Genomic DNA, 19,175 nt, shown 5'->3' on the forward strand with positions numbered 1-19,175 from the left:
AGGGCGGTATGTCCGGCATGGCCGGCATGGACCACAGCAAGATGGCTGGTATGGACCAGGGCGGTATGTCCGGCATGGCCGGCATGGACCACAGCAAGATGGCTGGTATGGACCATGGTGACATGTCAGGAATGGCTGGCATGGGTGGAATGGATGGCATGGAGATGCAGTCGCACCCAGCCTCCGAGACCAATAACCCATTGGTCGATATGCAAGCCATGAGCACTACGCCGAAGCTTAACGACCCGGGTATTGGCCTACGGAACAACGGCCGTCGCGTGCTCACTTACGCGGATCTGAAGAGCACTTTCCAGGACCCTGATGGCCGCGAGCCCAATCGGACGATCGAGTTGCACCTGACTGGCCATATGGAGAAGTTTTCCTGGTCATTCAATGGCATCAAATTCTCCGACGCCGAGCCATTGCGCCTCAAGTATGGCGAGCGCCTGCGCATCACGCTGGTGAACGACACCATGATGACCCACCCCATCCACCTCCACGGCATGTGGAGCGACCTCGAGGATGAGCACGGAAAATTCATGGTGCGCAAACACACGATCGACATGCCACCCGGTACCAAACGCAGCTATCGCGTCACCGCCGATGCCCTGGGACGCTGGGCCTATCACTGCCACCTGCTGTTTCACATGGAAATGGGCATGTTCCGTGAAGTACGGGTTGATGAGTAAGGGAAACGGATTATGAGCAGATATCTGAATCGTCAGTCATTGATTGGTTGCGCCCTTGCCATCGGCATATTGAGTGGAGTGCCCTTGGTACAAGCTGGGGAAGGCAATGCCGAGCACGCTCACGCTGCTGCCGACACAGACAAGTCAGCAACAAAGCATAAGACCAAGACAAGTGAGTCCAAGTCTGATCACGGTTCTATGGACCATGGAACGATGGACCACAGCAAAATGAATCACGAGTCGATGGATCATGACTCAAACACTAAAAAAGCGGATTGAGACCATGACCCTTAAGCTTTTACGTCCGACCCTGATGGCGTTGACGGTTTCAGTCAGCTCTGTGTTTGTTGGTATCGCTACCGCGGCTGAAGAGATGGATCACTCCAAGATGGATCATGGTTCGATGGGAGCCATGGACCATAGCAGCATGGGGGCGATGGATCACGGCAATATGAACATGGACCAAGGCCAAATGGAGGGCATGGATCACAGCACCATGAATATGGATGCTGGGGCAACCACCATGAGTCGGACGCCCATTCCTGTATTGACCGATGCTGATCGTAAGGCCGCCTTTCCGCCTGTCGCAGGTCATGGCGTTCATGACAAGAAACTCAACTCTTTCGTCCTCCTGGATAAATTTGAATATCAAGACGCGGATAACGGCAGCGCTCTGAGTTGGGATGCCAAAGGTTGGATCGGAGGCGACGTCGATCGTTTGTGGCTACGCTCGGAAGGTGAGCGTACTAATGGTGTGACGGAAGATGCCGAACTCCAGGCGCTGTGGGGCCATTCCATCGGTCCATGGTGGGATGTTGTCACCGGTGTGCGCCAGGACTTCAAACCCGGTTCACCGCAGACGTGGGGGGCTGTTGGGATCCAGGGCATGGCCCTCTACAACTTCGAAACTGAAGCAACCGCTTTCATAGGCGAGAACGGCCAGACCGCCGCTCGACTAGAAGGTGATTACGACATTCTGCTCACCAACCGCTTAATCTTGCAGCCGACCGCCGAAGTGAACTTCTACGGGAAAAACGACCCACAGCGCGGCATTGGCTCTGGATTAGCCAATACCGAAGTGGGCTTGCGGTTGCGCTATGAGATTGTTCGTGAGTTTGCCCCTTATATCGGGGTTACCTGGAATCGCTCCTACGGCAAGACCGCCGACCTGGCCAGCGATGAAGGGGAAGATACCAACGAGGCTCGCTTTGTAGCCGGTATTCGCATGTGGTTCTAAGGGGCCGACATGAAAAGAACAATAAAAACGTTGACTGCTGCCAGTGTGGTCGCCGCCATTGTAGGCGCCGGTGTCGTGTATTTCGGGGTGTTTAATGTGGGCGCCGATGACCCCCATTCGCAGGCCGTGCACTCCCTACTCTCAACCGCTCGGGATCGATCAATCGAAGTACGCTCCCGAGACATTGAAGTCCCCGACCTGACAGACGAAGCGCTCATTCGTGCAGGTGCTGGCAACTACAATGCTATGTGCATTGGTTGCCACTTGGCTCCAGAGCTCGCGCAAACCGAGTTGAGTAAGAGCCTCTATCCGGCACCTCCCAACTTGTCGAAGCTTGGTGTCGATGGAAACCCAGCAGCAGCGTTCTGGATCATCAAGCACGGTATCAAGTCCACGGGCATGCCTGCCTGGGGTAAAAGCATGTCCGATCCCTATATTTGGGGAATGGTTGCTTTTCTTCAGCAGCTTCCGGGTATGGATGCTCAGGAATACAGAGCGTTAGCCGCGAGCAGCGGTGGCCATCAGCACGGTGGGGGTGAGTCCATGATGCATAACCATGAAGGTCAGCATGATGGTCAAGAAGAAGCGACTTCTTCACATCACCATGATGCAGGCGGAGCTGAAGAGCTCGCCGAAGCTGACGTTCACCACGGCGACACAATTGGCGCCCATGCACATGGTGATGTAACACCTTCTCGGGATGATGGTGTCGAACACGCCCATCCTGACGGTGTGGGGGCTTCACATGACGCTCCTGCAACATCAGCCGCTCAGCCAAAGACTCATACCCATGCCGATGGTAAGGAGCACACTCATGCGCAATAATTTTCGTCGTTCCGGCCGGGCACTTCGCCTCGCGACATTTGCGGTTCTGTTTATCGGCTCGGCTGCCCACGCTGCTGAACCTCTGACGATTGATGTCTATCGAGAGCTTTACTGCGGATGCTGCAAGAAGTGGATTAAGCACCTTGAAGCGAACGGCTTCACCGTCATTGATCATGTAGAAACAAACATAAACATGAGCGCGGTCAAGCAGGAGCTGGGCGTCGCTCCGCGTCTCTCGTCCTGCCACACTGCGGTGATCAATGGGAAATTTGTTGAAGGCCACGTGCCTGCCGAGCAAATAGTCGAGTTGACTAAGCGCACCGACCTTCTCGGGATTGCTGTCCCCGGCATGCCGGCAGGCTCGCCTGGGATGGAGGGCGAGGGACCGGAGGAAGTCTACCAAGTCATCGGCCTGACCAAAGCAGGTACTGATGAAGTACTCGCCGAGTACCCAGCACACTAGTTTTCAAACTGCCCGTCATCCTTGCATGGTTACTGCTCGTGACCATGCAAGTGAAGCGAACCCTTACCCAAGAACGCAGAACGCTGTGTGATGGAAAGCATGAGCAAGCGTAAGGGCGCATGCCGAATGTCCGATTCTGGCCGGAACGTCCGCTTGTGGCCGTTTTCTGCCTGTCGCCAACGTCAGCTTTGGGTCTTTCTCTGCCGGTCATGCACACAGCGAAATGGTCAAATTCGATGCAAATGATTGGTCAGGTCGAATGCAAAATGGGTGGGAAAGTCAGTGCGATTACCATCTAGATGCTGAGATCGTATCTGCGCGCGGTTGACCTAGCGTGCTAATCAATACAGCCAGGGAGTGTTTTCTTCGCGAGATGCTGGACAATGCATATGGCTTATCGATCAGTTCCTCAAGGATGCGGAAAAGCCGCATCCCGAGTACAAGCGAACCTGGCATTAGACCAAGTCAATTTCATGCTGGCTAGAAGTTAAAGCTTCAGTGACTCCCTGCGATGATGGTATTGCCCAGGTAGGTCGAATCGACTGTAGAGCAAGTCCAGCATCCTTTGCCTTGGATGCTTGCCGGCTGTTGAACGAGCCAATCGCGAAGACTCTCGCCATGCACAGGAGGCAAACGGTCGTTAAGCCGTCTCAATGTCCGGTGTCGCAGGCATCGTCTGACGTGCCAGTCGATATAGACGTCCCATACTTGCCTCTTGAGCGTTTCCTGCAAGGCCTAGGCGAGCGGTGCATCCTGGTGGCTATGGCTCAGGAAAGCGGTAGGTTGAACGAGTTATCGGTGCAACGTGGCACAGCTCGATGGCCAGAGGCTGGGCGGATGAAAACCAATGGGACGGGAAGACTAGATACGACCAGATCTGCCGCTACGCTGCCCGCTCACAGCTTCGGCATTGGATCGCCCTTGATGACGATGTACAAGGATGGGCAGAGGGTTCGGCTCAACAGCTCATTGCCTGCGTACCTGATTTTGGACTCGGCTCCCCCCAGACCCAAGCGGAGCTTCAAAGACGTCTGGAGGAAATGTGCTCACCCCATGGGTAATGAGCGCCGGGTAAAGGAGAGAGCGTGAAGCTATCGTCGATGCGATGCAGGTACCAGCAAGGGCATGTGTTGGCGCCAAAACCCTATAGCCTATGCTGCATGCATTAACTCAAATGGCGGTTACGAAAGTCGTCCAGCCCTGTCACGTTACCTCGCTGCTCGCTTGCTTGCTCAATGAGCTGTTGCTGCAGCATGTAGTTCTCATGGACCAGCGACACAATCTTGCTGAGGGCTAGCTCATAATCCTTCCGGAGACTCGTAATCTGCCCATGTGCGGCCTTCTTAAGCGACTTTTGCTTTTCAACCTCCTGGGCAGCGCTTGGCTTTATTTGCGCGCTCTGATTGGCGGCAGCGGCTTCGATCTCAGCGATCAGCTCCGCGTTTTCAGCGCGACTTTTTTTGATGGAGCCGCGCTTACGGCCAGCTTCAAGAGCCACAGTATCCTTGTTGATCGCAGAGCCCTTCGGGACAATCTGTGGCCTCCCATTCATTAACCGATGCAGCGCCGCCCGGTAGTTTTCAAGCGCACTCATGTCATCGCCTCCATTTTTTCCAGCAGCCCCCGATTCTCCAGCTTTTCGTAAATCGCATTGATTTCAGATTCAATCTGTTTGTACTGAGGATTCCTCGGCACGAACAGGGATTGTCCACGCTTCAGATTGTTCACGCCACGCTTGATATTCTTCAGGCTGCGGTCTTCATCGAGAAGGGATTTATCGCAGTCGAGACAGACGAATATGCTGGTGAAGGAAATTTTGTCGCAAGGTTCGAGATTCGTGCAGCCGCCCAGCGGGCTGGGCTTATAAACCATTTCGCCTCGCACGAACTTCTTTTGTGTGAAAGCGCGATCCGTTGTGATGATCAACGGCTTACCCTGATCTCGGGACACTTGAATGCGATGTCCCTCGCCACCCCAAAGCCGGCTCGTGCTGTTGATAACATCTTCCTCGTAGTTGAGAAATTGTGCTTTGCGGCGCTCGTGCTCCAATTCATCCAGCCAACGCTGCGATTCTTCGCTTTGGAGGAAATTTGTGGCAAATGCACTGCCCCTACGATAGTACGAGGCCATAACCTCTGTCAGGTGCTTAAATTGCAGCCCCAACGAACCCACGGAAACCATTCCAGAGCGCGCTGAATAGACTGCGAGGGAACGCCTGCACTGGTGAGTTGCCAAAGGCCAAAATTGACCCACTTTAACGTCAGGATCGGTCCGCCAATCCCGAAAACCATCAAACTGCTCCAACTCACGAATATCTGATTCCTGAACCACCAACCCGGGCCATCGGCTTGTTATTCGATCTATCTGGTCTTTACTAGTCATTCTTGTAACAGGAGCACCCTTAAATGCCTGGTGAGGGGCGCCGCACTTTTTTCGCGCCGCGAAGAGTGGATACTGGCTCAAGTCGGATTCATCATGTTCGAACAACAGCGCAGCAATCTGTCCAGCGGTCCGGGCCGCGATCACGCCTTTCTCGACAATGGGCGCTGTGACCCAGAATGTTTCAGTATGATTCTGGCCTGCAATCTTCGACGTATAGCCGCGCAATATACTAATAATGGCGCCGCCCGCGCTTATCGTAGTATATGTGTCGGCAGGTAGGTGCCGGGCTTCATTTTCGCGCATGCCGGAGAACAAATGAATCCAGTATTTCGCAGCCTGTTGAATTTCACCAAGATAGGCGTTGAGTTGTATCCAGCTCGTAATAGATAATTTCTCAAAAACCGAACCAAGTCCGTTCTGGGCGACTGCGTCGCGCCATGCAATGCTATTTTTGTAGTCGCGTGCACGAGTTACGGAGAGACCGAATTTTGGGTTTTCTTTCCTCCGCCGGTAAAGCCCCATTATCGCTTCGCCGTTGGTATTGAAGGCATCTAACTCAGCATTGAGTGCAGTTATGATCTCAGCGTAGAGGCGCGATGGAATAAGCTTGGTTTGTTGTGGGTCATTTTTTTGTAGTTTTGGATGTTTGTCGTACATATCTTGCATACGTTTAACAATGGTGTAGCTCGATGGCGCAAACTCAAAGTTCGGGTGAGCTATCCTTAGATCAAAGACTTCTTTTATAAGATTAAGCATGCTGCGCATTTGATTTTGGCCTAACTCGGAAAAGCCTCGCAATAGCAAGCGATTGATGTTTGCTTCTTCGAACAATTGAAGCAGTGAAAGGTCGCTATTGAGCGCTAGGCGCGCTAGCCTGTTAATCTCAGTAATTCCAATGGAATTAGGCTTGCGCGGTACGGGAAACAAATACATCCGCGCCAGTTGAATGCGCTTCATTTCATCGGCAATGACTATTACCAGCGGACTGCTCTTCGAGTTCTCTGCCCAACTATAGAAGTTGTATATGCATCTGCCTTGTGCGCAGTACATTTTCATATTCCAAGAGTCATCTTGGTAGCGCGAAACGATCTCTCCAGTCGCCGTGCGTGAAACAACAAAGCTCCCATCAACGGTAAAGTAGTGCGATGCATCAGCGCAGCTATCAGGCAGCTGGTGAGCTTGATACTGATTGAGTTTGAGATTTGTAAGAATGCTCACGACACGGTTCCTATTGTAACCAATGTATCGAAGTGAATGGCCCAAAATGGGTCGAGCGCACCGCATTCGATCTCATCGCGCACCCGGTTGATAATTGACTCGTAACTTGCATCAATGTCTTGAATGGCCGAGAGCACTTCGTCGATACGATGGACAGTCGGTCCAAATTTGCTTTGCCAATGGTCAGAGGGTTGTTTTGCTTTAATGGCCTGGATTAGATAGCGCAACGACAGCAGGCGACGAAGATCCTCTTCATCTGCGTGAACGGCGTAGTGCGCGCAAAACAAGCAGGATTCCGGGTCAACGCAGGAGGGTGTGGGAGCCCGCGCAGTAAAGCCTTGGGCGTGCTGAGGTTGCGATTCAGGCGGTTTCTCACACGACCCTGTGCATGTAGTAGTTATCTCATCTTTCTTTTTGTCAAGAATACGCACCGGGATTAGCTCTACAGTACGCGTGCGTGTGATGGCGGATTGGTACTGTGCTTCTAGGAAGTGACTGATTTCCGTCGCGTAGTCTTCCAGTGCAGGCCGACTGTAGCTCTGCCGCAAAGTCGCTTCGGTGTTGCTCAGCTTTTCCGCAGTGACTGACATATCGCTACCACTCAACTTCACATATTGATAGCTGACATTTTTTCGCCATTGCGTTGGAGTTACCCAAATTGTTTTGGGTAACGCTCTAGAGAGAAGCCTTTTGAAACCATTTATACTGGAGCCACCCACTGGTGCTACTCCATATCCGTTTGAGACAACAGGAAACACCAAAGTACTGTGTGCGCCATTCAAAACCCACGTCCGTAATTCAAGGTACTTTTTGAATACAGGAGCAAAACGAGCTCCAAACTCCGGCTCAACGGTTTTCCCGCCAGCCCGTGCCTTAGTTCCCGAGAAACGCTGACCTTGTGTGCTGGATACAATTTTTAGTGTGCCGACTGCGAGATTTTGAGCCACTTTGAGATTGCAGCCTGTAGCGGCGATAAATGCCAGCATGCCTGCGACCACAGCATGAGCACCGATTCGAATCCTTAGCCATGAGCGTGAATTATTGTTGTTTTTTTCATGCCGCTGCCTTGTGTCGTCATAGTTGGCTCTCATATTTTGCAGTTCTGCGCTATCACCCATCAAACCGAAGTGTCCTTTTACTTCTTCCCAAGTAGGAAACGTCGGTAACTCAACTAATATGGATGAGGTACTAAATTCTGCGGACTGAGATTTTACGCTATTGAGGTGCAATGAATAGAGATAACAAAGCTCGTCTTTAGGCGATCTGAGATGAAGCGGGAGAGCATCGCCCTTAACCAGGGCGCGATGCGCTTCATCAATGTAGTTGATCAGTACGGCAAATGTCTGTGCTTGAGTGTCGGCATTCGGTAACTTCAAATTTACATGGTTCGCGTGCGTGCTTCTTCGTGGGATATATGTCGCGATGCTGTTGACTTCTGGCTCGCTCAGGTCAGTTGTTGTAATCACTAATTTTCGAGCAGCGGCCTGATAGGACGAAGCAGTAGTTTGTTTAATCGACTGTCCACTGATCCCCGAGCTATTCATTCGATGCAGTAAATATCCGGTATAGTCGCTATAAGCTTGTTTCATAGACTGCATGTCATCAAAAGCGTAGTGGGACTCCTGCGTGTCAATCCAGTCAACAAATATTTTATATGTATCGAAGTCCTTAGCTATTACGGGACGACTATCCCCAGCACTCAATTGCTCTATTAAAGCTTGCGCGAAAGGAGTTCGTGATTTATCGAGGGATGACAGATCTACTGGGCAGCCTATTTTGGTGTGCAGTTGCTTACCCCGACGCGTATAGCAAAGCGATCCGATATCTAAGTATCGCTTGCCGATGTCGGCACCATTATTAATCATCAAGACAGCCAGTTGCGGATGAATTACCTCAACATTTGTATCTTTCGCGTCAATAACTACGACCTGGCGATGAATGAAGTTGCTGCTCACGCAAGTCCACCCGTGTTGGCTGATGTATTGATGTGGCTGAATAGCTGGTTTTCAAATTCATGCTGCACGCTGTTTTTCCACTTCAAGCGAGACTTATACTTCAAGTACTGCATGGTCGTTTCTATATTGGCGTGCCCCATGCGCTGTCTAACGTACTCCACCGCAGCTGTGATATTTTGGTCGCCCATGTGTTGCAATTGGCTTTCGAGCAAGTTCATACCGAATGTGGCGCGTAGGTCATGAAAGGTAAAGTCCTGAAAACTAGGACTATCACAACGAATACGCGGGAAGAGTATCTGTTGGATATGTGTCCGCAAAGCTGCACCATCTTGTATGGCGACGTCACGCGCTCTGTCGATCATTCCCGCGCTTTCGCTAATACGGCTATCTGAGTGATCGAATATTTCCTTTTTGCTGGTGTAATAAGGAACACCACTTTTACTCAAAAATACATAGTTATCCTCAGTGGCTCCGTAATAAGATCGATCGCGACGCTTTCTAGCTTCGTCACTGTCTACATAAATTCGCATATCCTGCACAAGCCAACCAGGGACAAGCAGCGTCATACGTTTGCCGCGCTTCGTATCAATTTGTGAACCAGCGCCTATGGGAAGTCGCAGATAGCCATTGCTGTCAAAGTGGCCTTTAAGGTGCGTAAGTCGTAGGGTTCCGATAGTCTGGACTCTTGCACCTGTAAATAAGGCAAAATAGAACATAAGCTGATATTCGCGAGACGATTTAAGCAGGGCTTTTAATACGCATGATTGTTCGTCAACGGTAAGCGGACGAAGCATTCCGCCATCGTTGATATACTCGCTCTGGCGCTGTTTTTTTTGATTCGGAATAGCTAGGTTGTGCGAATTAACTTTGAGATTTTTCTGGATGCCATAGCTCGACGTTACGCTGATATATTTTTTTATCTCTGTAAACGCAATTCCATAGAGTTTGTCACCGTCAATGAGATTCCAGTTGATTATTCCGCGATAAAAGTTGACCACGGCATTGATTCTGGCGCTGGCTGTGCTTGCAGAAAGTTGCCCATCATTAACAAACTCGATCAGTCGTTGTCGGTAGCGAAATGTGACCTTAAGGCGGTCATTCTTAGGGAAAAACAAATAATCTAGCTTTTCCTCTTCAATAAAACGCAAATAGTCGAGTAGATGATCGGCAATCCCTCGGAATGTTTTTGATTCATAACTGACTTCTTTATGGAGTTTCGTAATTAGGTAAAGGTTTCCGATGGTCCACGGTTCACCGTCGCTCTGAATGAGTACGGGAAAATTTGGTAGGTATCCCTTCTCACCCTCTACGAATTCATAATCCGGCAGGCTGTTCGAAGCCCTGCAATCACCTATTTCTAGGAAGCACAATGTTACAGGCCTGAACTCGGAAATGAGGATTCTCCGTGCGGTTGAGTCGTAGCGCCCTTGCCCGGTTTTGCTTCTAATCTGATTTCTCGCCACGATGACTCATCCGCAAAAATGATCGCTGTATGGGCATACAGTGATTCACTCGGATTATGCTGTCAATAGGGCTACGTTCGGACTATCGTCGAAAATCATCAGCGTCGGCAGGTGCGCCAATGCCCGGGCGACCTTGCCCAGCCCGGCCTTGAAACCGTCGATGCGCGTCTGTTCCAGCGCATAACGCTCGCGTCTTTGCGGCGTCAGCACTGGCGCCTGTGGCGCAATCAAGGTCCAGGGCGTCGGCGACCAGACCAGCAGGTACATGGCCATGACTTCGGCGAAGGTCACCAGATGGTTGTCGGCACTGCTGCTGGTGAAAATCGGCTTGCGCGCACCGCCGAAAAAACGCTCGCGCAGGGTTTCGTTGCTCTCCAGCGCCGGCAACAAATCCGCACGGTGGTAGTAGCTGGCGGGGTGCTCGTAGAGTTTGGCGCTGTCGCTGACCACCGCGCCTTCCAGATGCTCGCCGAACAACCCCAGACGCTCGATCAAGTCATGAATCGCCCGCAGCGTCGGCCCGGCCACATCGTCGGCGTAGACCTGATCGCCGCTCATCATCAGCAGTGCCGGGCGATCACAGGCGTCATGGTCTTGCGCCAACAGCGCATCGACACAGAGCAAGCCATCCGTCGCCGGGTGATGCGGCTTGCGGCAGGAACCGTGGAGCAATTGATCGATCCGTGAGCGCAGGACAAAGTTCGGTGCACGCGCATCGCCGTACAACAGGTGCGGTGCCCAGTCGGCGATGCCGATGCCGTCATCGATCAACAGGTCATATTCGATCCGCTCATCGCAGGGCAGGGCGGTTTCCAGTGACACATCGATCAGGTGCACAAACGCCTGCGTGCCCACCGCAATCACCGTGCATTGCCCGGCATCCAGGCGAATATCGCCCACGTTCTGCAACCGCAGCGTCAGCTCCAGCGCCCGGGTCCCCACCAGCCACAGCACCAACCGCGTGGGTTCCAGCCGTCGCAGCAGCGGGCCGGTCAGCACGGGGGGCAAAACTTGATGAGCGTCGGGCAATGGCAAGGTTACGGACATCCGGGTTCAAGCTCTTGGGGCACAGAGGCGGGCGATGATAGCGCAGGTCATCGCCGCTGCCTGTTAAGCCTTGTGAGCGTTGATGTGTTGAAACTGCTTGATCCGGGCTCGGTAGCGAATGGCAATCACATCCAGCTCCGCGACCGACAGCTTGTTGGCGCGATACACCTGGAACGGCTCATGCCACGACCACTGGCAGCGGTGCGCCGTGGCGCGCAATGGATGCATCAATTGCTCAAGGTCGAAGCCATTCGACCCGCTCTCGGAGTAGGACTCGGGGGTGTTGCCGGCGGTGGCCACCAGCATCACGGGCAGCCCTTCAAGTCGGCGGCCCTCGTTTTCATACGCGATGTAATACATGCGCGTCAGGACGCTGTCTTGCCAGGTCTTGAGCAGCGCCGGCGTCGAATACCACTGCACGGGAAATTGCAGCACCAGCCGTTGCGCTGACAACAGGCGTTGCACCTCCAGCCGGGTGTCCACCTGATCGCTGGGGTAAGTGCCATACAGATCGACGATGTCGATTCCGGGCAGGTCTTTCACCGACTCCAGCAAGGTGCGGTTGGTGCAGGAACGGCCAAGGTCGGGGTGAAAGCACAGAATCAGGGTGGTGTCGGTCATGGCGAACCCGGCATGAGTGAAAGGGAGCCCAAGCGTGCCAGCGTGGTGTAAATTGCTCCAATGGATGGTTTGTCTAGTTAGGTATTGATTCAATGAATCTGCGTTCGGTGGATCTCAACCTGTTGACCGTGCTCGACGCGTTGCTCGACGAAGCCCACGTCTCCCGCGCCGCCGAGCGTGTCGGCTTGTCGCAACCGGCGGCATCCAATGCATTGGAGCGCTGTCGCCACCTGTTCCAGGATCGCCTGCTCGAACGGGTACCGGGCGGGATGCTGCTGACCCCCAAGGCCCAGGCCATGCGCGGGCCGTTGAAACAGATTTTAGGGTCGGTGAGTGATTTGGTGGGCGCTGCCAGTGCCGACCTGGGCACCCTGCGTCAGACCGTGCGGGTGGTGATGGCGGATTTTCCGGCGATCATCGTCGCGCAACCGCTGCACCATCGACTGGCACAACTGGCGCCGGGCATCGACCTGGTGATTCAGCCCTGGCAGGGCGGTGAGGCCGCGCAGGAAAGCCTGAGCCGTGGGCAAAGCGATCTGGCCATGTCCGTGTTCCCCAGCCTCGGCCCCGATTTCACCCGACGCCTGCTGCTGCACGAATATTTCGTGGTGGCGATGCGTCCCGGCCATCCGGCGATCCCGGACTTCGATCTGCACCGCTGGCTGAGTTATCCACATGTGCTGGTGTCGGGGCAGGGCGCCACCTGGGGCCCGCTCGATGAAATGTTGAAGGGCAAAGGCCTGTCGCGACGGGTTGGCATTGTCGTGCCCAGCTTCGTCATGGTGCCGGATCTGCTTATGGGGTCTGACTTGATCTCGCTCTTGCCCAGCCGCTGTTTGTCGATGCCAATGGCCAAAACCCTGCACACCCAGGAGCCGCCGATTGAGGTGGAAGGTTTTCCACTGCACCTGGCCTGGCATAGACGGCGGGATGAAGACGTGGCCGTGCAATGTGTGGCGCGGGCGTTGGAAGAGGTGATTAGCGAGCTACAGTGAACGCGGTACGTCATTGATCAGAAGGGAGCCCACATGAACAGAATCATCCTGCCGGCACTGGCCATTTTCATCGCGGCGCAATCCCCTGCGTACGCCATCAACGACAAGTACCGCCAGCAACTTGACCAGTCCGGCTGCACCCAGGTCAGCGAGACCCAAGGCTGCGATATCCACAAGAGCAAGGCGGAAAACGCCAAGGCCGGGTTCACCAACCCGGCCGCCGAGAGCACAACCACCCAGACGCCTTATGCCGGGCAGTGGGTTGCCAAAAGCGATGCCGGCGCGACCGTCGCCACCATTCGTATCGATGCCAAGGAGCAGGTGTGGGTCAATGGCAAGCGGGTCAACGCCAAGCGCACCGACGGCACACTGCAATTTCGCCAGGGCAAGCTGACCTTCACGATTCAGGGCGATCGGCGGTTGCAGAATGAGGACTATTGGACCGACAGCGATGCCGGGACCAAGGGGCCGATTCAGATCGAGTAGCGTGATCGGGAGTTTGAATATGGGCGTCTTTAGAGTCGGACCATTGCCGCTTAATCGCTGTTCTGCACGCGCACCGATCCGTTGGCCCGCCTTCATATTCCAGAACTTGTGCCAAGCTGATGGGACGCCAATTCGCCGGTCGTTCTGGAGGCCATGACATGACGCACGCCCCTACGTCGCACATCCGTCGAGAGTTCTACAAATCCGTCGGCTTCTACCTTCGACTGGCCTGGCCGATCTTTTCCGCGATGCTGGTCGTCATCGTTACGGTTGGCTTGATCATCAGCTATCTGGAGGGCTGGGACGCGTTTGACGGCATCTATTTTGGCTTCGTGACCGGCTTGACCATTGGTTATGGCGAGCTGGTGCCGAAACTGCCGCTGTCGCGGGTATTGGCGATATTGCTTGGGTTCAATGGTGTGCTGCTGACGGCGATCTTTGCGGCCATCAGTGTGCGGGCGATCGAGACGGCGGTTCGGGTGACGGGGGGAGATAAGTAAGGCGGGCAAACACAACACACCACCCCTGTGGGAGCGAGCCTGCTCGCGAAAGCGGTGTGTCAGCCACATTAATGTCACCTGACACTCCGCATTCGCGAGCAGGCTCGCTCCCACAGGTTTTACACAGTTCTCTACATCAAGCCTCCCACCCCGCCCCGCTGACCGCCTCTTGCGCCAGCGGATGCAAATCCGCCCCCTGATGCTCCGTCTGCCAGGCCAGTAATTCCTTGCGCATGCCCGGCGTCCAGTACATCTGCAGATGGTTACGCACACCGAGCACGGCCTGCTTCTTGTCCGGTTCGCTGGCGAAGTACTGGGCGATCTGGTTGGCCATCTTGATCAGGTTCTCAGTGCTCATCGGCGCACCTCCGCTTTGGCACCTTGACGACGTTCCTTGAGCAAGCGGTGCTGTTCGTCACTGAATTCCTGATAGCGTTTTTGCCATTCGGATGGGTGATAGACGCGGCTGACTTCCACGGCGGTGACCTTGTACTCCGGACAGTTGGTGGCCCAGTCGGAGTTGTCGGTGGTGATCACGTTGGCCCCCGATTCAGGGAAGTGGAAGGTGGTGTACACCACGCCCGGCGCGACCCGTTCGGTGACCTTCGCACGAAGTACGGTCTGGCCGGCACGGCTGCCGATGCCGACCCAATCGCCTTCGTTGATACCACGGCTCTCGGCGTCGGTCGGATGGATTTCCAGGCGGTCTTCGTCATGCCAGGCGACGTTCTCGGTGCGCCGGGTCTGCGCGCCGACGTTGTACTGGCTGAGGATGCGCCCAGTGGTGAGCAGCAGCGGATAACGGCTGTTGACCTTCTCCTCCGTGGGCACATAACCGGTGAGCATGAAGCGCCCCTTGCCCCGCACGAATTGCTCGATGTGCATGGTCGGTGTGCCATCCGGAGCGGCGGCGTTGCACGGCCATTGCAGGCTGCCGTGGCGTTCCAGTTCGGCGTAGCTGACGTTGGTGAAAGTCGGCGTCAGGCGGGCGATTTCATCCATGATTTCCGATGGATGCTTGTAGTTCATCGGGTAGCCCAGGGCATTGGCCAGGGCCACGGTGCCTTCCCAGTCGGCCTTGCCGCCCAGGGGATCCATGACCTTGCGAACCCGCGAGATGCGGCGCTCGGCGTTGGTGAAGGTGCCGTCCTTTTCCAGGAACGAGGCGCCCGGCAGGAACACGTGGGCGAACTTGGCGGTTTCGTTGAGGAAGATGTCCTGTACCACCACGCATTCCATGGCCGACAGGGCCGCGGTCACGTGCTGGGTATTCGGGTCGCTCTGGGCGATGTCTTCGCCCTGGCAGTACAGGCCCTTGAAGCTGCCGGCCAGCGCCGACTCGAACATGTTGGGAATGCGCAGGCCCGGATCGGGTTGCAGGGTGACGTTCCAGGCCTGTTCGAACTCGGTCCGTACCGCCACGTTGGAGATGTGCCGGTAACCGGGCAACTCGTGGGGGAAGGAGCCCATGTCGCAAGAGCCCTGCACGTTGTTCTGCCCGCGCAACGGGTTTACGCCCACGCCTTCGCGGCCAATGTTGCCGGTGGCCATGGCCAGGTTGGCGATGCCCATGACGGCGGTGCTGCCCTGGCTGTGCTCGGTGACGCCCAGGCCGTAGTAGATCGCGGCGTTGCCGCCGGTGGCATACAGGCGAGCGGCGGCGCGAATATCGTCAGCGTCGACCCCGCAGACCGGGGCAAGGGCTTCCGGCGAGTTCTCCGCACGGCTGACAAATTCGCTCCAGCGGGCGAAGTCATTGCCCTCGCAACGGGCGTCGATAAAGGGCTGGTCTTGCAGGTTTTCGGTGATGATCGTGTGGGCCAACGCGTTGAGCATGGCGACGTTGGTGCCGGGGCGCAGGGCCAGGTGATATTCGGCGCGGGCGTGCACCGAATCCACCAGATCAATACGCCGTGGATCGATGACGATCAGCCGTGCGCCTTCACGCAGGCGACGTTTGAGCTGGGAAGCAAACACCGGGTGCGCATCGCTGGGGTTGGCGCCCATCACCAGAATCACGTCAGCCTGCATCACCGAATCGAAACTCTGGGTACCGGCGGACTCGCCCAAGGTTTGTTTCAAGCCATAACCGGTCGGCGAATGGCAGACCCGCGCACAGGTGTCGACGTTGTTGTTGCCGAACGCGGCGCGTACCAGTTTTTGCACCAGATAGGTTTCTTCGTTGGTGCAGCGGCTGGAGGTGATGCCACCGATGGAGTCGCGGCCGTATTTCTGCTGCAAGCGACGGAATTCGCTGGCGGCGTAGGTCACCGCTTCGTCCCAGCTGACTTCCTGCCACGGGTCGTTGATGTGCTGGCGGATCATCGGCTTGGTGATGCGATCCGGGTGGGTGGCGTAGCCCCAGGCAAAGCGGCCCTTGACGCAGGAGTGGCCGTGGTTGGCCTGGCCGTTCTTGTCCGGAACCATGCGCACCAGTTGGTCGCCTTTCATCTCGGCGCGGAACGAGCAGCCCACGCCGCAATAGGCGCAAGTGGTGATCACGCTGCGTTCCGGCTGGCCCAGCTCGACCACGCTTTTTTCCATCAGGGTCGCGGTCGGGCAGGCTTGTACACAGGCGCCGCAGGACACGCATTCCGAGTCGAGGAAGTTCTCGCCACCGGCCGCTGCCACCCGGGATTCGAAACCGCGACCGGTAATAGTCAGGGCAAAGGTGCCCTGGGTTTCTTCACAGGCGCGCACGCAGCGGTTGCAGACGATGCACTTGCTCGGGTCGTAGTCGAAATAAGGGTTGGAGGTGTCTTTCACGTCCTGCAGATGGTTCTCGCCTTCATAGCCGTAGCGCACTTCCCGCAGGCCGACCTGGCCGGCCACGGTTTGCAGCTCGCAGTTGCCGTTGGCCGAGCAGGTCAGGCAGTCCAGCGGGTGATCGGAGATGTACAGCTCCATGACGTTGCGGCGCAGGGTCGCGAGCTTGGGCGTCTGGGTGTGCACCGTCATGCCTTCGGTGACAGGCGTGGTGCAGGACGCGGGGTAGCCACGCATGCCGTCGATCTCCACCAGGCACATGCGGCAGGAGCCGAAGGCTTCCAGGCTGTCGGTGGCGCAGAGCTTGGGAATGGTGGTGCCCATCAGCGCCGCGGCGCGCATCACCGAGGTGCCTTCAGGCACGGTGATGCTGCGGCCGTCGATGTTCAGGGTGATCTGCACATCGCTTTCGCGGGCCGGCGTGCCCAGATCCATATCGGTTTTCGGATCGAATACAGTGATCATTGCTCGGCCTCCGAGGCTTGCAGACCGAAGTCGGCGGGGAAGTACTTGAGGGCGCTGGCGACCGGATAGGAAGTCATGCCGCCCAATGCGCAGAGCGAACCGTATTGCAGCGTGTCGCACAGGTCCTTGAGGATGATCACCTGCTGATCGCGAGCGGCTTGATCCGGCGCGGCGAGCAGGCGGTCGATCACCTCCACGCCACGGGTCGAGCCAATGCGGCACGGCGTGCATTTACCGCAGGATTCCTCGGCGCAGAACTGCAAGGCGAAGCGTGCCATGTGCGCCATGTCGAGGCTGTCGTCAGCCACCACCACGCCACCGTGACCGAGCATCGCGCCGATGGCGGCGAAGGCTTCGTAATCCAGCGGGGTATCGAATTGCGAAGGCGGCACCCAGGCGCCCAGCGGACCGCCCACCTGCGCAGCCTTCAGCGGACGGCCACTGGCGGTACCGCCACCGTAGTCTTCCACCAGCTCGCGCAGAGTCAGGCCAAAGGCCCGTTCCACCAGCCCACCGTGACGGATATTGCCCGCCAGCTGGAAAGGCATGGTGCCCAGGGAGCGGCCCATGCCGTAGTCGCGATAGAACTGCGCGCCCTTGGCCAGAATCAGCGGCACCGAGGCCAGGGTCAGCACGTTGTGCACCAGCGTCGGCTGGCCGAACAGGCCCTGCAACGCAGGGATCGGCGGCTTGGCGCGGACGATCCCACGTTTGCCTTCGAGAGAGTCCAGCAGCGCGGTTTCTTCACCGCAGATGTACGCACCGGCGCCGACCCGCACTTCCATATCGAAAGCCAGACCGCTGCCGCCGACATTGGCGCCTAGGTAACCGGCTTCACGGGCGATGTTGAGCGCCTGGCGCAGGGTGGCCACGGCGTCGGGGTATTCCGAACGCACATAGATGTAGCCGAAGGTGGCGCCGGTGCAGAGCCCGGCAATGGCCATGCCTTCGATCAGCAGGAAGGGGTCGCCTTCCATCAACATGCGGTCGGCGAAAGTGCCGGAGTCGCCTTCGTCGGCGTTACACACGACGTATTTCTGCGCCGCCTGGGTGCCACGCACCGTGCGCCATTTGATCCCGGCGGGGAAGGCCGCGCCGCCACGGCCACGCAGGCCTGAATCGAAGACTGCGGTGGCGGTTTGTTCGCCGCCAATAGCAACGGCTCTTGTCAGGCCTTCGAAACCGCCGTGGGCGCGGTAATCGTCCAGCGACAGCGGCCGGGTGATGCCGGCGCGGGCGAACAGCAGGCGTTGTTGGGATTTCAGGTAAGGCAGTTCTTCCACCAGGCCCAAGGCCAGTGGGTGTGCTGTTGGGCTTTGGAGGGCTTCTAGTACGGACGGTACATCGTCTGCGGTCAGCGGACCGAAGCCGATTCGGCCTTGAGGAGTGTCCACTTCCAGCAACGGCTCCAGCCAGTACAAACCGCGCGAGCTGGTGCGTTGTAGCTCCAGCGGCAGATTAAGTGCTTTGGCCTGAGTGATCAGCGCCGTGGACACCTCATCGGCGCCCACGGCACGGGCCAGCGAATCACAGGGCAAATAAAGAGTCGGCATCACGCGTCCTCCCGGCAAGCATCGAGCAAGGCATCCAGACGCTCTGCACTGAGCCGCGCATGCACCCGGCCATCCAGCTCCAGAGCGGGCGAACAGGCGCAGGCACCCAGGCAATAAACGGGACGCAAACTGATGCTGCCATCGGCGCTGCTGCCGTGGTCATCCAGTTGCAGGCGATCGCGCAACTGCGCGGCCAACTGCTCGGCCCCGCGGCTCTGGCAAGACTCGGCGCGGCACAAACGCAGAATATGGCGGGCCGGCGGCGAGGTACGGAAATCATGGTAAAAACTGATCACCCCGCGAACCTCGGCCTGACTCTGGTTCAGCGCATGGGCAATCTCGGGGATGGCCGCATCGGGGATATAGCCGATGCGCTCCTGAATATCATGAAGAATCGGCAACAGCGCGCCGGGAGTGCCCTTATGGCGCTCCAGCAGAGTGTTGACCACAGACAGGTGCAAACTCTCATCAGGCATTCAGCAATCCTCACGGTCACGGACAAACCTGGTG

Annotated in this window: 18 protein-coding genes and 1 pseudogene; 9 read left to right on the top strand and 10 right to left on the bottom strand. The window is 56.4% G+C overall.

Annotation, left to right across the window (positions count from 1 at the left end; genetic code table 11):
* The 6 genes from HNQ83_RS09305 to HNQ83_RS09330 form a co-directional block, all read left to right on the top strand.
* On the top strand, positions 1–689 hold a 689-nt coding region (locus HNQ83_RS09305; RefSeq protein WP_175388679.1), incomplete at its 5' end, for a multicopper oxidase domain-containing protein.
* Between the two features lie 12 nt (positions 690–701).
* Positions 702–968, top strand: coding sequence for a hypothetical protein (locus tag HNQ83_RS09310; RefSeq protein WP_175388680.1), 267 nt, complete (start codon positions 702–704; stop codon positions 966–968).
* Entirely contained in the window at positions 940–1,926 is a 987-nt protein-coding gene (locus HNQ83_RS09315; protein WP_256668913.1) for a copper resistance protein B, read from the top strand. Before HNQ83_RS09310 ends, HNQ83_RS09315 begins: the two co-directional genes overlap by 29 nt.
* A gap of 9 nt (positions 1,927–1,935) precedes the next feature.
* Complete coding sequence (locus HNQ83_RS09320) at positions 1,936–2,751, top strand: cytochrome c (protein WP_175388681.1); 816 nt, start codon at positions 1,936–1,938, stop codon at positions 2,749–2,751.
* Positions 2,741–3,214, top strand: coding sequence for a DUF411 domain-containing protein (locus HNQ83_RS09325; protein WP_175388682.1), 474 nt, complete (start codon positions 2,741–2,743; stop codon positions 3,212–3,214). Before HNQ83_RS09320 ends, HNQ83_RS09325 begins: the two co-directional genes overlap by 11 nt.
* An 818-nt stretch (positions 3,215–4,032) precedes the next feature.
* Positions 4,033–4,275 carry an HAD domain-containing protein gene (locus HNQ83_RS09330; protein ID WP_175388683.1) on the top strand — a complete coding sequence of 81 codons (243 nt, stop codon included), beginning with the start codon at positions 4,033–4,035 and terminating at the stop codon, positions 4,273–4,275.
* A 104-nt stretch (positions 4,276–4,379) separates the two neighbouring features.
* Here the strand turns inward: HNQ83_RS09330 and HNQ83_RS09335 are convergent, their stop codons facing one another.
* From HNQ83_RS09335 to HNQ83_RS09360, 6 genes and pseudogenes are all read right to left on the bottom strand, one after another.
* Positions 4,380–4,808: a hypothetical protein gene (locus tag HNQ83_RS09335; RefSeq protein ID WP_256668914.1), complete on the bottom strand. Its 429-nt coding sequence runs from the start codon at positions 4,806–4,808 to the stop codon at positions 4,380–4,382.
* A complete protein-coding gene (locus HNQ83_RS09340; RefSeq protein WP_175388684.1) occupies positions 4,805–6,814 on the bottom strand; it encodes a hypothetical protein in 2,010 nt (669 codons plus the stop codon). The genes HNQ83_RS09335 and HNQ83_RS09340 overlap by 4 nt, the downstream gene beginning before the upstream one ends.
* Positions 6,811–8,769 (bottom strand): hypothetical protein, encoded by a 1,959-nt coding sequence (locus HNQ83_RS09345; RefSeq protein ID WP_175388685.1) that lies wholly within the window; start codon positions 8,767–8,769, stop codon positions 6,811–6,813. The genes HNQ83_RS09340 and HNQ83_RS09345 overlap by 4 nt, the downstream gene beginning before the upstream one ends.
* Positions 8,766–10,232, bottom strand: coding sequence for a tyrosine-type recombinase/integrase (locus HNQ83_RS31615; RefSeq protein ID WP_372241886.1), 1,467 nt, complete (start codon positions 10,230–10,232; stop codon positions 8,766–8,768). The genes HNQ83_RS09345 and HNQ83_RS31615 overlap by 4 nt, the downstream gene beginning before the upstream one ends.
* An 84-nt stretch (positions 10,233–10,316) precedes the next feature.
* Positions 10,317–11,279 (bottom strand): annotated as a pseudogene (locus tag HNQ83_RS09355) (alkaline phosphatase family protein); the annotation flags it as partial.
* Between the two features lie 63 nt (positions 11,280–11,342).
* Positions 11,343–11,900 (bottom strand): NAD(P)H-dependent oxidoreductase, encoded by a 558-nt coding sequence (locus HNQ83_RS09360; RefSeq protein WP_175388686.1) that lies wholly within the window; start codon positions 11,898–11,900, stop codon positions 11,343–11,345.
* A 92-nt stretch (positions 11,901–11,992) separates the two neighbouring features.
* Here HNQ83_RS09360 and HNQ83_RS09365 point away from each other — a divergent pair, with 92 nt between their 5' ends.
* The 3 genes from HNQ83_RS09365 (at position 11,993) to HNQ83_RS09375 (ending at position 13,881) form a co-directional block, all read left to right on the top strand.
* A complete protein-coding gene (locus HNQ83_RS09365) occupies positions 11,993–12,895 on the top strand; it encodes a LysR family transcriptional regulator (protein ID WP_175388687.1) in 903 nt (300 codons plus the stop codon).
* 33 nt (positions 12,896–12,928) lie between these two features.
* A complete protein-coding gene (locus HNQ83_RS09370; RefSeq protein ID WP_175388688.1) occupies positions 12,929–13,381 on the top strand; it encodes a hypothetical protein in 453 nt (150 codons plus the stop codon).
* Between the two features lie 158 nt (positions 13,382–13,539).
* Entirely contained in the window at positions 13,540–13,881 is a 342-nt protein-coding gene (locus tag HNQ83_RS09375; RefSeq protein WP_175388689.1) for a potassium channel family protein, read from the top strand.
* 136 nt (positions 13,882–14,017) lie between these two features.
* Here HNQ83_RS09375 and HNQ83_RS09380 read toward each other — a convergent pair whose 3' ends face one another.
* From HNQ83_RS09380 to HNQ83_RS09395, 4 genes are read right to left on the bottom strand one after another with little or no spacing between them, the layout of a single operon-like run.
* Positions 14,018–14,239: a formate dehydrogenase subunit delta gene (locus HNQ83_RS09380; RefSeq protein WP_175388690.1), complete on the bottom strand. Its 222-nt coding sequence runs from the start codon at positions 14,237–14,239 to the stop codon at positions 14,018–14,020.
* Complete coding sequence (fdhF, locus tag HNQ83_RS09385; RefSeq protein ID WP_175388691.1) at positions 14,236–17,112, bottom strand: formate dehydrogenase subunit alpha; 2,877 nt, start codon at positions 17,110–17,112, stop codon at positions 14,236–14,238. Before fdhF ends, HNQ83_RS09380 begins: the two co-directional genes overlap by 4 nt.
* Entirely contained in the window at positions 17,109–18,665 is a 1,557-nt protein-coding gene (locus HNQ83_RS09390; protein WP_175388692.1) for an NADH-quinone oxidoreductase subunit NuoF, read from the bottom strand. Before HNQ83_RS09390 ends, fdhF begins: the two co-directional genes overlap by 4 nt.
* A complete protein-coding gene (locus tag HNQ83_RS09395; RefSeq protein ID WP_175388693.1) occupies positions 18,665–19,141 on the bottom strand; it encodes a formate dehydrogenase subunit gamma in 477 nt (158 codons plus the stop codon). The genes HNQ83_RS09390 and HNQ83_RS09395 overlap by 1 nt, the downstream gene beginning before the upstream one ends.
* Between the last annotated feature and the right edge of the window lie 34 nt (positions 19,142–19,175).

The organism is Pseudomonas sp. C2B4, assembly GCF_013359695.1.
GTDB lineage: Bacteria > Pseudomonadota > Gammaproteobacteria > Pseudomonadales > Pseudomonadaceae > Aquipseudomonas.

Coding starts and splice junctions, on each gene's coding strand:
- HNQ83_RS09310 (WP_175388680.1), top strand. CDS start 702: ATGAGCAGATATCTGAATCGTCAGTCATTGATTGGTTGCGCCCTTGCC.
- HNQ83_RS09315 (WP_256668913.1), top strand. CDS start 940: ATGACTCAAACACTAAAAAAGCGGATTGAGACCATGACCCTTAAGCTT.
- HNQ83_RS09320 (WP_175388681.1), top strand. CDS start 1,936: ATGAAAAGAACAATAAAAACGTTGACTGCTGCCAGTGTGGTCGCCGCC.
- HNQ83_RS09325 (WP_175388682.1), top strand. CDS start 2,741: ATGCGCAATAATTTTCGTCGTTCCGGCCGGGCACTTCGCCTCGCGACA.
- HNQ83_RS09330 (WP_175388683.1), top strand. CDS start 4,033: ATGGCCAGAGGCTGGGCGGATGAAAACCAATGGGACGGGAAGACTAGA.
- HNQ83_RS09335 (WP_256668914.1), bottom strand. CDS start 4,808: ATGAGTGCGCTTGAAAACTACCGGGCGGCGCTGCATCGGTTAATGAAT.
- HNQ83_RS09360 (WP_175388686.1), bottom strand. CDS start 11,900: ATGACCGACACCACCCTGATTCTGTGCTTTCACCCCGACCTTGGCCGT.
- HNQ83_RS09365 (WP_175388687.1), top strand. CDS start 11,993: ATGAATCTGCGTTCGGTGGATCTCAACCTGTTGACCGTGCTCGACGCG.
- HNQ83_RS09370 (WP_175388688.1), top strand. CDS start 12,929: ATGAACAGAATCATCCTGCCGGCACTGGCCATTTTCATCGCGGCGCAA.
- HNQ83_RS09375 (WP_175388689.1), top strand. CDS start 13,540: ATGACGCACGCCCCTACGTCGCACATCCGTCGAGAGTTCTACAAATCC.
- HNQ83_RS09380 (WP_175388690.1), bottom strand. CDS start 14,239: ATGAGCACTGAGAACCTGATCAAGATGGCCAACCAGATCGCCCAGTAC.
- fdhF (WP_175388691.1), bottom strand. CDS start 17,112: ATGATCACTGTATTCGATCCGAAAACCGATATGGATCTGGGCACGCCG.
- HNQ83_RS09390 (WP_175388692.1), bottom strand. CDS start 18,665: ATGCCGACTCTTTATTTGCCCTGTGATTCGCTGGCCCGTGCCGTGGGC.
- HNQ83_RS09395 (WP_175388693.1), bottom strand. CDS start 19,141: ATGCCTGATGAGAGTTTGCACCTGTCTGTGGTCAACACTCTGCTGGAG.